This window comes from Halarchaeum salinum (assembly GCF_039520965.1).
GTDB classification, from domain to species: domain Archaea; phylum Halobacteriota; class Halobacteria; order Halobacteriales; family Halobacteriaceae; genus Halarchaeum; species Halarchaeum salinum.
The window spans coordinates 1-12,985 of the sequence record NZ_BAAABL010000076.1 but is presented as its reverse complement, the minus strand read 5'-3'; the positions used below and the strand labels follow the sequence as shown (position 1 = coordinate 12,985).

Here is a 12,985-nt window from a genome sequence, read left to right as displayed (position 1 = left end):
TCTGAGGCCGTCCTGACACGCTCGATGCATCTGTGCTCTCGCACGAGGATCTGGGTCGGTCTCCAGCCACGACTGGAGACCGACGAACATCTGCTTGAGATACCGGTACACCGGTTCTGCCTCCTCGTGGTCACTAGCAACGTCTTCAGCCTCCCGGAGAAGATGTGCCCAGCACCGCTGAAGCGTACTGCTGAACGCTGGATACGCCGTCCACCCATCACAGATGACCGTTCCCGCGAAGTCCTCGCCAAGGACTTCCGCGGGAACATCACTCCCACGACTCTCTCTGACCGCGTACAGCGTATGCTCGTCCGTCCGAAACGTCCAGATCCACGCTTGGTCACCGTCACGCTTGATGCCGGTTTCGTCAACGTGGACGATTTCAGCCTCCTGAATCTCTCGACGGATCTGCTCGTACTCACAGCGACCGGCGCGCGCAGCGCGCTCGGTCGCGTGCCACGCGGATGCACCTGAGAGTTCGAGTCCGTGAAGTTGCTCGAAGCGGTCCGTGATTTTCCGGTAGGGAAGGCGGTGATCGTACCGTGACAGGGCAGATTGCGCGATGACGTTCACCCCGAACTGCCCCTCATCGGGGCAGTCGGGGTGAGTCGCAACCGTCTCAGTTCCACAGGAGTCGCATTGGTAGCGGTGTCGGTTGTACTGGGTGACTTCTGGTGGCTGTGGATCCGGGACTTCCTCGACGAGTCGGGGGCTGACGCCCACCGACTCGTCGAAGTGGTCGCCACACTCGGGACAACAGTCAGAGGTGACCTCGATTTCTTCATCAGGATTGGGCGGAGAGCGCCACTCCGGGTTGTGACCGTCCTTTCGACCGGGAGTACCACCATCAGTTCGGACATCGTCGTCTTCGTCGTCCTGCGAGGTCGGGGACTCGTCGGTCCCCGACCGTCGCTTACTGGGTGGAGTGTGTGGATTCTCGTACTTCCGGAGACGTGTTTCGAGTTCTTCGATCCGCTCTTGCTGCTCTTCGATCCGTTCGTTCTGTTCCTCGATCCGCTTGTCCTTCTGGGCAATCTTCTCTTCCAGCTCGTCGATTCGCTCCTCCATCTGGAGAAACCGCGAGAGGAGTTCGTCCTTGGAGAGATCGTCCCAGCTCATCGATTCCACCTCGAAACGACGACAGCAGGGCCGACGGGATGGTCTCCGGGCAGCGGAGACCATCCCTGAGAATGTAGACTGACTCCCTGCTGACAGACCATGTATCTGTCACAGGCCACCACCTACGAGACAGTGACGAAATCAGACGGGGCTAAACACGTACGATTGGATATATGGGGCTTTTGAACGAGAGTTCGTTATGGATTTAGACGAACATTTTTATATAGACCTGGCTTATCCATGGTCACAGATCGCATGGAAGGCGACGCTGTAATTGATCCATGAATATCGACGATATCGCGGACTCTCACACTAACCAGGCTAGTCCGGGCGAGCGATTCCGCGACAACTGGCTTGACGATCTTCCGCAGGGCCAGTGGCCCTCGTATATCGACGAAAGCGCACAGCTGGTTGCTGACGGCATCTTCATCGGAGACACCGACCTTACGTCGGGGGACTTTGCGTTCGAGACCGGCCAGTACTATCGTCGCGGACTCTCAGCGAGCGCTGATATTGACCATCGAGAGACCAGCCTCCCACTTGGCAATTATCGTGCGAGCCAGATTGGGAAAGTTGCGTGGACGTTCAACAAGCTCCGGGAAGAGCTTCGCACCGCCAAGCATACGGATTTCGAGAACTCGAGTCGAGCGATCGAGGCCGCGATCAATAAGGCGCTCGTCGAGCGTGTCGAACGCGGCGACGTCGCGCCCGAGGACTTGGAAACGATTCGTCTGCCGGACAGCGCAACGGTCAGCACGCTCGTTTCGGAGGTGTTCTGTCGGCCGCGAAGCACAGAGTATGTGGACATCCTTCTGGATACGGTTTCGGAGAGTGCTGCGGACGGACTCCTAAACCGGATTGAGGAACCGCGGATGGTAACGCCGCTCTGGGACCATCAGCGTGCGGCCCTTGACGAATGGCTCGCACACGACTGTCGTGGCTACGTCGATATGGCGACGGCGACCGGGAAGACCTTCCTGGGGCTCGCCGCGATTGCGCATCACTTCGGCACGCTTCACCCGAATGACCGCGACCTCACCGACACCCGTGTGCAGTCGAGTGACGACGGGCGGGCAACTGTTGTCATCGTCGCGCATCGTGACCTCATCCTCGATCAGTGGAAACGTGAGTTCGATACACACCTCAACATCCCCGAGCAGAGCACGACCAACCCGGGAGAGCACACAGCGCACTTCGAATGGGGGGACGTCCACTTCTGGGCGCCAAGCCGCCTCAAGAACGCGGACATCTTGGACAAAGCGATCGATTTAGTCGTCCTCGACGAGACCCATCATTACCTCGGCAGTTCCGGGTTTGGATCGCTCCTCGACGCTCTCAACGGCGACCTGCTCGCGCTCTCCGGTTCGCTTGACGAGACAAACGAGCGCACGCTCGAACGCCGGGACATCCCGAAGCTCTTCGAGTTCACCATTCAGGACGGGCAGCGCGCCGGCGTCATCCCACAATGCGATTGGGACGTCGTCGTCACACCCTATGAGAACCAGGCGAATCTCGCGGACGTCACCGAACGCTGCCGGCGGGGAATGGAGCGCTACGCCAACGGAGTCGATGTGCCAGATGCGATCGACGGCGAGACGAATACCGTCAGGATCGAGAACCTCTCAGATGCACGGTCGCTCGCTCAATCAACGATCGGCCGCGAATTGAAGGAGCAGGACGAGGCATTCCGCGAGTTCGCATCCGCGGTGATGGCACGACAACTCACCAGGTACAACCTCTCACCGGACCTTTCGACGGTCGTCCACCTCGTCCTTGATAACGTTGACCAGCACAAATGCGTCGTCCTGCTTGAGACTGACGAGGAAATCAAGCACGTGGCAAGCAAGCTGAAGGGCCAGCTTGGGGACGCTTACGAGTCGCTGGTGACCGTCTTCGACGACGACACCGACCTCTCCGCGGTCGAGGCGTTCGATCAAGATCAGGAGCACGGCGCCATTATCGGCGTCGCTCGCACACTCGGCGAGGGGGTGGATATCGAAACCGCTGACGTCTGCATAAATCGTGGCCGCGGTCGATTGAGTCGCTCGCTCGTCCAGCGAATGGGTCGCATCCTCCGCAACCCGGACGGCCAGAAGCACGCACACTTCTACCACGTTGCGGGTATCCCGACACGCGACGACGCGCTCATGGCGGACGAAGATGGTGTCACCTTCCTAGAGACGGCGAGCCAACTCCTTGACTGGGGGGAGGGATTCGACGCACGGCCAGTATTTGACGTCGACGCCGAAGCCGGACTAAACGAGCACGATCTCGCGTCCCTTGAGCGCTCAGGCGCGGACGCTATCGAAGACTGGTATCCAGACCACTACAACTACCCAAGCGACGACGGTGTCCACGACTACCTTAAAACACTGATATCTGAGATTCAGGAACAGGACGGATCGACTCTCCTCGCGATCGAACGCCCGACGCGTGATACGGGGAGCGAGGACGTAGGTGTGGAGGAAGTCGACCCCATTGGCGAACCGCTTGACGAGGATGTGCAGTTCGTCGCTGCCGACGGGGGCGGAATCGAACTCGCCGACTGGCTCTACGCGCTCGTCGACGCGGCAAGCGACGATACCGAGCAGTTCGTTGAAGAGGCAGTACGGGAGTATGCCCAAACGACGTTCGCGTACCCGGACGAGGACGCCATCCCTGACGCGGACGGGGTGGAGACGATCTCCCTGAACCCCGCACTTGATGCATTGCTCACCGCGTACGTTGAGGACGGATCGAAGACTGCCACCGTCCACGCTGCCGTCGGGAAGTTGCTCTCGGCAGAGAACGTCGCGTCTCTGACCGACACAGACCAACCGTTATCGGACGATGAAATAGAAATGAAACTCACAGCACTCGTAGAGCATGCATAGGACACCGATTCTGAATGCTAGCCACCGATGATTGAGGAGAAGTTCGTCGGACAGATCAACACGCCCGCCGATCGGAAGAAGCTTCGCTGGCTTGCGCCACCGATCGTTCTTGCGTTCGTGTTGCTTGGGATGTCGATTGACGCAGCAAATGGAGTGCTGACCGATACCGGAGCAGCCGCAGGTGTATTTGTCGGAACCCCCGTTGCGGCAGCAGTCGTAAAGTACGCGCTTAGCGTTCGTACTAAACGCCGCTTCGGGATACCGCTCGAAGAGAACTACCAGGACACCAGTACGGTCGGACTCTGGTTTCTCATTCTCTTCGTAGAGACGTTGATGTGCGGCATCGTTGGTCTCCTTCTCTATCTCCCAGCAGGACTATTCCTCGTGGTTCTTGCAGGTATTGGCTCTCTGGTTTTTGGCTTGCCTACTATTGGAACAGAGGTGCTCGTCGTTCCCGCACTGGTTTTAAGCGGGCTGATCACGAGCACGGTTCTTCCGGTGTGGCTCTCAGACGATGACAAGTGGGACGCATGGGATTCGACGCAAAGTAACCAAGCTGTGACCGTCGAACCGGAGACAGCATCCTCCGACGCAGACGCCAATACGGACGCAGTTGACACCGTCGACACAGAGCGTGACCGTGTTGAGGCACTCCGTGATTCCCTCGATGCTGCAGAGAGTGAGATTGAAGAGGAGCACTTCGAACCTGCCCAGGATCGTCTCGATCAGGTCGAATCGAAGCTTTCCGCAGTAGCGAACCACACGATTAGGACTGAACTCGCTGATGAGGTAGAGACCCAGCGCACCCGACTGCTCCAAGCGAGAGCGAGTAGGCATAAGGCAGACGCGAAAACTGCTCTCAAACGAGGGAATGTCGACCAAGCTGAATCAGCACTCAGCGCGCTTGACGACGCTATCAACGACCTCGAAGAGAGAGACGCGAATACGGCGCCCCTTCATTCAGAGCGTGACAATCTCCGAAAACGCCTCAAGTCGATTCGCGAGGAAGAGGCTGAGAACGAAGCAAAGAAGCGTGTCGTCGGTATGCTCGGATCACTCGGTTCTGCATGCTCCCAGATTGAAGACCTGATCGACGACGGGGAATACGAGCAAGCACTCACGCGCGCGGAGAGCGCACTTGAGACGGCCGAGAAGGCCGAACGGCTGAACGAGACACATGGGTTCGGCTACGACGAGCGACTCGATGAGGTCCAATCCGAGATTGAAGAGTACCAGCAGGTTCTCGACTCGAGACAGTCCGAAATCGAGGAAGCCCGCACACACTACGAGACGGTACGGGACGCGCTCAAAGAGGGCGAGGTTGAGCACGCTAAACGTGTATGGAACACAGTCGAACCATCGGTTGCTGAGACGGTTACAGTCCCAGGACGGACTGACAGTATTGCGGGTGTCCTTCGAGAACAGGCTGAACGGCGATGTAGCGATCTACAGGGCGAAGCGAAGCGGAACCGGTCTATCGCGCGGTCGCTTCTTAACGACGGTGACTACGACGAGGCGTGGACGCAGGCGGCCAATGGAGTTGAGCGCTGCCGAGACATCCAGACCCTCCAGCAGACGTTCGACATCGACGAATAGTAGTTCACAGAAGTTTTGGGTACTCCACGTGCCAGAGATAAGGTAGAGATCCGTTCTTCGACTGAGTCCTCATCCCAGTTCACCCAGAAGTTTCGTTGATCACTACGTCGAAGTCGATGACCTACGAGTATCTCTCGAGGACCTGAAAGGGACAGCAGATGAATCCCGTTCACTTCTCGATGACGTCAACGACCAACAGCAGGCTGTCGAGCGCGCCCTGCAGTCACACGAATACGACACGGCTGCGGACGCGCTTGCAGAGCTTGAGACGCAAATCGAGGCACTCAAACAGAGCGCAGTTAGTGACGACGTAGTTACCGACTATCGAACGACAGCGAACGAGCTGGAGCAGGAACTCGCCACAGCGCGCGCCGATGCGCGCGTCACTGGCCTGCTCGGGTCGGCGATGTCGTCACACTCGAAGGCAGCAACACTCTTGGCCGACGGGAAGCACGAGCAGGCGTCTCGTCGCCTCGAATCGGCACGAGAGTCACTCGACGAAGCGGCTACACTCAACGACGACTACTCTCTCGGGCGAGCGGCATCGATTCAGGAGAAACGCGAAACAATAACTGAACGGCTCAATGAGGCGGCACAGCAGCCCCGTGAAGAGCTGGAGGAGCGGCTGGCGACTGCTGAAGCGGCGGTTAAGCGCGGTATCACCGCACGGAGCGCTGATGATTACGAGACTGCTGTCGAGGCGTTCCGTGACGCATACGACGCCTACCAGTCGATGCACGACCATGCGACCAAGTACGATCTCGATGCCACGTGGGAAGTCGAACAGCGGGAGTCGATGGTCGCTGAGTATCTCGACGTCGCGGAGGCAGAACTCGATGAGCGGCAGCAGACGATCCGCGACAGCCTCGGTCAAGTGCTCGATGACGCGGAGGCAACACTCGTTCGGGCTGAACAGTACAACGAAGTCGACGACCAGGTTTCAGCCCGCGAATCGCTCGACGGGGCGAGGAGGGCACTCGACGACGCCGCGCAGTTAGTTGAAACCGACCTTGCGGCGACCACTCAAGAGGATCGATACAGCACTCTCGAGACACGGGCGCAGACGCTCGCGTCGAAACTCCCCGAAGAGACGGTGAACGAATACCGTGATCGTGACCTTATCGACGCGTTGCAGCGTCTCACAACCAAGCTTGATGAATCCCCTCGTCCGGAGTTCATCAACAAATACGGGGACTATCCCGCAGATGCCTATCTCGAGTCGTTCGGATCATGGACCGATGCGCTCGCCGCCGCGAACCTCGATCCGATCGACGAGGCTGCTCGCGAACGCCGCAAATACTCACGCGTCGAAGTCCTTGACGCATTGGTTGCCCTTACTGACGAACTGGGACAGCCACCCTCGCGGACGGAGATGAATCGAAAGGGAGCGGTTTCTTCGACGACCGTCGCAAACCGATTTGCCGACTGGGAGACGGCCATCGAGTTCGCTGAAAACGTAAGCGAAAATGCCACGGATGAGGATGCCACCACTGCAAAGCGCCATGGGGAGACGGACCCGACAGCGGACGACAATAGCGAGTCTGATGAGACGGAAACTGAAGGTGGGATTCTCGGGCAGATCGAAGACGAACTTAGCGGCCTATGACCTTCTCGCCCGCCAATCACGCCGGGATTCTCCCCCCAGCTGAAGCCGGAAGAGGGGGTTCAGTCTCGATGCTTTGAGTGGGGATGTTCTGTACTGAAACGCGACGCAGAAGTCACTCCCGGGGATGTTCGTCGAGATAGTTGAGGAGCTCTTGGATATTGCTGTTCCGGAAGTGTTCCGTCAGCTGGAGAGCGCGTGGGTCCCGTGGGAGAACGGTTCCACGTCCATACGCATCGATTGCGTCTTCGATGACGTCGCGATAGTTTGTGCTCGCGACGTAGCCGAGGATGTGGTCATAGTTGTCACCGTACTCCTCGAGGTACTGTTCAAGACGTTCCGTGATCAGCTCACGCTGTCTATCGTCCTCGTCGGCGAGGACGTACTCGTAGCCCATGACTGGTTCTTCGAGCTCCTTTTCTTGGGGAACCGGGCCGTACATCCCGGAGATTGTGACTTTGTGGACGCGCTCACGTCGCGGGCCGAGCTTATCCATGAGGACAGAGTGCGTCCGTGAGTCGCTGTAGGGTTTCTCTTGGCTACACGGAATGAGGAGGAGGACGTTTTTGTCTTCGGGTGGCTCGTAGGATTGGGTGAGAATATTGAAGCTATTCGGGCCATATTTCAACGAAATGCTGCGGGCTTCTGTTCCCTCGACACCGCCCCCCCACTGGGAGAGCTGTGTTTGGTCGCTCTTGAGCGCGGGGCCGACGAGCAGATCATGTGCGTTACGGGCTTCCAGATCACGGCGAAGTTGTTTGTTTCGGACTTGAGCCTGCTTTAGCCCTTTTTTGATGTCGGAGTCATCGCGTGCAAACTGGCAGACGTAGTCGAGGAGTGTTCCATCCGAGATTGCTTCGCGAACGGCGGTGAGTTCTGCGTTGTAAACCTCGAAGTTGTGGCGGGCAAGCATCGCGTAATAGTCGCTCTTGATCAATTCTCCGCGGTCTCTAGCTGCTAACGTCTCCTTACGTGACCGATCGCGTGAGAGTTCTTTCTGAAGAGTCTGATAGTCAGCGACGCCATTGGCACTGCAGAGGGGACAATTGTCGAGCGTACACGGAAACTCCCCATCCTCAAGATACGGTTCGAGGTCGTCGAGTTTCACGTGATCCCAGACATCGGGTACGAGGTACTTCTTGTACATCGCGGTCTGCATGTGGCTCGAACAGTCGAAAGAGTCCGCCCCGAGCAGCGAGAGTAGTCCGACCTGTTTGCCGCCGACGCCGAAGACGTGTAGACCGACCTCATCGGCAACCCGATTCGGGATCGCGTCCCGTGCTCCTTGCACGATGTCGACGAGAACGTCGACGCTACTGCGGAGCGGAACGAGTGACCCGATTGCGAATCCCTCGAAAGACTGCGTGACTTCCTCGGATTCGATTCGATCGAGGAAGTTTGCGACGTACCAGTTGACCGTCTCATAGTCGTGACCGTGCAGGGCAACATAGACGCCAGGTAAATCGTCGTCAGTCTCCCGATCGAGGAGACGCTGGCGCGCGCTTTCATTCAGAAGCGACTCCTCGTCCATCTGCGACGGATCTTCGAGGAGGGTGAGGCACTCGACGGCGCTATCAATGCTCCGTTCCATACGCTCGACTTTCTCCTCTTCGTTGAGCTTCGGCGGGATCGGATAATCAAGTGTCGCGATAATGTCTGCGCCGAAGTCCATCTGTAGTCCGAGGATACTCTCCGGGTTCGTGTAGATCCCCCACTCATTCTTGGCACCACCCTCCGTGGGTGCGGCACCGAACGTATCGGAGTTCATGAGCTTGAAGCCCCCAGAGTCGATGAAGACAGGCGCGTCGAGATCGTCAAATCTGTCGTGGAAGGATTCCTGCCGCCAGAAATTATTAAGGTTGTCAGGTGAGACACCGTAATCAGTGAAACTCATCGCTTGGAACATTACACCCTGAAGGTGGTCACGGGAGATGAGTTGCTCACGCATCCGGCGCCAGACTCCACCGGATTCGACTGTCGTCCCACCAATCATATTTATAACAGGAAAGAGGGCAGGGGTGTCGACAGGCCCGTTTGGAACATCGAGTGTCCCGAGGCGCCCGTATCCGTCTTCTTCGGTGTTCTCAACCCGGAACTCAGCCATCAGTTGTAGTCGCTATTATCGGGGCGAGGATAGAGGCTTCGTTTGCTTGCCGAAGGACGCGGGTTCCGTGAGCATGCTCGTGTAGCTAGCTCTGAAGACAACAGAGGACTTATGTTTGGGCGACCGAATAACGAGATATGCCCAATCTACTGCTCCAATCCTGCTCAGCGTCTAAGCGGGAAGTCGGCACAGCGACGCCGGCATTCGATTTATATACGGGGTACTTCTATAAAATCTTGAAGAAGGCAATTAGAGAGGAGGAAATCCGATCAGACGTGGACATCTCTATATTATCAGCGAAATATGGACTAGTAGACCGGGACGACGAGATTGACTATTATGATCAGCGAATGGACACCGCGCGTGCCCAAGAACTGAACGACAGTGTCCTGAACGAGATTGAAAAGCGAGCAGAGAAGACAGATTACGATCGAATCGTCGTCAACATGGGTGAGACATACCGGAGTGCAATTACAGGGTTAAGCGATCGGGTAGACACACCCATCGTCGCGATTGAAGGCGGCGGCATTGGGGAGAAAGGACACAGACTTTACGAATTTATCCGCGGTGATGACTCAGTTGTGACGGAGTTGAATGATGTCTGAGCAGCAATCGAGGCGGCATGGAAACTCTACCTCTCCCCTCAAAGTGACGCATACAGCAGGAGACGCTCGACGAGGACAGATCGAGTTCGACAATACAACACTCGAAACACCGAACCTCTTCCCCGTAATTAACTTCTACGCGGGCGGCACGTCGAATTCACTATATGGTGGCGGAGTACATCGCACGATTAAGGAGTTCATGGTCGGCCACGGAGATATCGGTGGTGGCGACTATAGCGAGTATTTCGACTGTGTGATGACGTCCGTCTCCTCACTCACGGACTATAATATCACGCACGAACGGTACCAAGACTATACGGCAGCGCCGATCCGGGAGCGTGACGTGTTCGAAGGGTTCGACGGGACGCTCTTCATCGACTCCGGCGGCTACAAGTTCCTCGGTGATTACGAGCTCGACGGCAGCGACTTCGAAGTCGACATCGACCAGACGAAGATTTACGAGATCCAGCAGAAGCTCGGCGGGGACATCTTCGTCAATCTCGACCGACCGATCGCACCCGACGACAGCTACGAGGAACGCGTGGAGAAAGCCGAGAGGACCGCCGAATACGTCGCGGAATTCCTTCGGGTGTCCGACCAGACGGAGAGCCTGCGCTATCTGACGCTTCACGGCTATAATTACGCGATGCTCGAGACATTCCTCGAGGAGATTGACGACGTACTCCCGATTGAATTCGTCCACGACGAGTTCGACGGCGTCGCACTCGGTGGCCTCGTTCCCCTCAAGGATAATAAAGGGAAGCTGATCACCGCCATCCAGGAATGCCGCGCGGTGCTTGACGATTGGGGGTTTGACGACTTGCCCCTCCACGTGCTCGGCATCTCGTCGAGCGCGATCCCATTACTCGTCGCGGTTGGTGCCGACACGTTCGACTCATCATCCTATCTGCACTCCGCGATCAACGGGAAGTACCTCACCTCTCTTCTCGGCTCACAGCCACTCAACGAGACATCGTTCGAAAGCTGTGACTGCCCCGTGTGCACCGATCCCGAGCTCGTCAGTAGAATGAAGGGGAACGTAGAATACCAGAAAGACAAGCTCGGGCCCGTCGCAATGCACAACCTCATCGTGCAGAAGCGGGAAGTGCGCCGTCTCAGAGAACGGATCGAACGGCCCGGGTCGGACGGACTCGTCGAATATTTGGAGTCTGAGCTCGGATCCACAAAGTCAATGCGGACGTTCGCACATCGTGTCGTCAACGAATCACTCGGAGGATACTTCTAATGCAGCAAACCAAGACACCGAAAGTAAACGAGGTCAACGAATTCCTGGAGATTGCGAGCGACTTTGAGGATCCGCTTGAGGTCATCCGTGAATCGCTCTCAAACAGCTACGATGCAAACGCGTCCGAAGTCTACATCGAAATCAACCAGGGGTACGAAGGCTCCGAGATTATTATCGAGGACGACGGCGACGGGATGAGTAGCGAGAACCTTGAGTCGTTCTTCGATCTTGGTAACTCCACAAAGCGGGGTAAAGGAGACCAGTCAATCGGATACAAGGGCCACGGGACGAAGATTTTCTACAAGAGTGATCGGATCGAGGTCAACACCGCGTCTGAGGGCATCAATCGTCGCGCGACAATGGAACACCCATGGCAGAAGCTCAACGACGGTGTCCTGCCGGAATACGACGTGACGGAAACCAAGACCCGAGAAGAGAATCAAGGCACCCGAATCAAGATTGTCGGCTTCAAGTCGGGGCGTGGGTTCGAGCCGACGACGCTCACGTACAACAAGATTGCTCACTATCTGAAGTGGAAGACACTCGCCGGTTCGACCGCACACTTCTTCGAAGACGACTTCGACGAGATGGAGATTACGGTCAGTCTCGGGGAGTCCATCGACGACGAGCGCGACAAACTCGTGACGAACAACAAGCTCGAATTCCCCGACGAACAGCTCGAACCAAGCGATGGACAGTTCCCAGAGGCACGGATGTGCAAGCACTACGAGCCCCGGGAGCTCGAGGTTACCACCGATAGTGGTGAAACGACAACCGTCCAAATTGTCGGGATGGTCGGTGGGAAAGAAGCGCGCGACGAGCTACCGACATACGGCCGGCATTCCGCCCAGTTCGGGATCTGGCTCGCAAAAGACCACATCAAAGTCGAGCGGTTGAACGAGGCAATCTCTCACGACAACGAATTTATCCACTTTCTCTTCGTCGCGAACTCACAGGATATCGAGCTTTCGGCGAATCGTGAGAAGATCCGAAACAAGTCGAGTCCGATCTATCAAGCGATCGAGGAGCAACTGAGCTACTATCTCTCGAAGATCACAAGTGACCCCTGGTTCAAGCAGTACCTCGAGCAACGTCGGATCGCCGAGCTGAATCGGAAGGCGAAATCCCAGCAGAACTCCATCGAAGATCGGGTCGAACAGGTCGCGGAACACGACAATATTGAGCCGTCGAACAAGGCGGAGGTTGTGCTGGCCCTTGAGCAGTCGAATCGCTTCGGCGCGAAACCCACGATCACGGTCAAGGATTTCGGCCCAGGAGAGGACGTGAATTCGGTCGTCGAGCAGAGTGGCAATCTCTACGGTTGCTCTGTCCATCAACAACTGACCGACCACTTCGAGGAAGACAAGCCACTCGAGAGCGTCTCGAAGATTATCTGCTGGTCGATCGGTGATCGGGACCAGTTACGGCAGCTTGAGCGCCAAGGATACCATAACGAAGAAGTCTCATTCGACCTTGAGAACAATCGAATCGAGTATGGGACGGGGAGTACACGAGTGATACACGTCATTCAGGTTTCATCTCGGATCAAGCGGGTCGACCAAGAGATTGACCAGGCATCGCTCGACTAGGGACTCGATTAGAAGACAGACGAGAAATCAGCGGTTAACCGAGTAGAGCGAGAATATAAGTTCTATGTACGTGTTTACCCCGAGGTCTCAACAACCGGCACAGTCTGCTCTCGTGAGATCATTTCGTTGTCGTGGACAACCCGCGTAAGTTCCTCGTATGGGTTGCGTCCCTGCTGGCGCCACGTCGCCAGCAGGGACAAGATCGTCTCGTGAACGAACATGCCACGGTCGTTCCGGAGTGTTCCGATGA

At 57.0% G+C, this 12,985-nt stretch carries 8 protein-coding genes and 1 pseudogene; 6 read left to right on the top strand and 3 right to left on the bottom strand.

The window, feature by feature from the left end:
- Nucleotides 1-1,119: IS66-like element ISH10B family transposase (locus ABDZ36_RS12610; RefSeq protein ID WP_343749342.1), on the bottom strand; the 1,119-nt coding region annotated here is incomplete at its 3' end.
- A gap of 281 nt (nucleotides 1,120-1,400) precedes the next feature.
- On the opposite strand from ABDZ36_RS12610, the gene ABDZ36_RS12605 reads away from it, so the two are divergent.
- The 3 genes from ABDZ36_RS12605 to ABDZ36_RS12595 all read left to right on the top strand — a co-directional run bounded on the left by ABDZ36_RS12605 (nucleotide 1,401) and on the right by ABDZ36_RS12595 (nucleotide 7,194).
- A complete protein-coding gene (locus tag ABDZ36_RS12605; protein WP_211313579.1) occupies nucleotides 1,401-3,992 on the top strand; it encodes a DEAD/DEAH box helicase in 2,592 nt (863 codons plus the stop codon).
- 27 nt (nucleotides 3,993-4,019) lie between these two features.
- Complete coding sequence (locus ABDZ36_RS12600) at nucleotides 4,020-5,588, top strand: hypothetical protein (protein ID WP_211313580.1); 1,569 nt, start codon at nucleotides 4,020-4,022, stop codon at nucleotides 5,586-5,588.
- Between the two features lie 406 nt (nucleotides 5,589-5,994).
- On the top strand, nucleotides 5,995-7,194 hold the full coding sequence (locus ABDZ36_RS12595) for a homing endonuclease associated repeat-containing protein (RefSeq protein WP_211313581.1): 1,200 nt from the start codon (nucleotides 5,995-5,997) through the stop codon (nucleotides 7,192-7,194).
- Between the two features lie 112 nt (nucleotides 7,195-7,306).
- On the opposite strand, the gene ABDZ36_RS12590 is transcribed toward ABDZ36_RS12595, so the two are convergent.
- Nucleotides 7,307-9,295, bottom strand: a complete 1,989-nt coding sequence (locus tag ABDZ36_RS12590; protein ID WP_211313582.1) for a DUF5591 domain-containing protein — start codon at nucleotides 9,293-9,295, stop codon at nucleotides 7,307-7,309.
- 137 nt (nucleotides 9,296-9,432) lie between these two features.
- Here ABDZ36_RS12590 and ABDZ36_RS12585 point away from each other — a divergent pair, with 137 nt between their 5' ends.
- The 3 genes from ABDZ36_RS12585 to ABDZ36_RS12575 are packed head-to-tail and all read left to right on the top strand — an operon-like array spanning nucleotide 9,433 to nucleotide 12,735.
- Nucleotides 9,433-9,900, top strand: a complete 468-nt coding sequence (locus ABDZ36_RS12585) for a DUF6884 domain-containing protein (RefSeq protein ID WP_211313583.1) — start codon at nucleotides 9,433-9,435, stop codon at nucleotides 9,898-9,900.
- Nucleotides 9,893-11,146: a tRNA-guanine transglycosylase gene (locus ABDZ36_RS12580; protein WP_343749341.1), complete on the top strand. Its 1,254-nt coding sequence runs from the start codon at nucleotides 9,893-9,895 to the stop codon at nucleotides 11,144-11,146. Before ABDZ36_RS12585 ends, ABDZ36_RS12580 begins: the two co-directional genes overlap by 8 nt.
- Entirely contained in the window at nucleotides 11,146-12,735 is a 1,590-nt protein-coding gene (locus tag ABDZ36_RS12575) for an ATP-binding protein (RefSeq protein ID WP_211313585.1), read from the top strand. The genes ABDZ36_RS12580 and ABDZ36_RS12575 overlap by 1 nt, the downstream gene beginning before the upstream one ends.
- Before the next feature lie 74 nt (nucleotides 12,736-12,809).
- Here ABDZ36_RS12575 and ABDZ36_RS12570 read toward each other — a convergent pair.
- Nucleotides 12,810-12,985: pseudogene (locus tag ABDZ36_RS12570) on the bottom strand (IS66 family transposase); the annotation flags it as partial.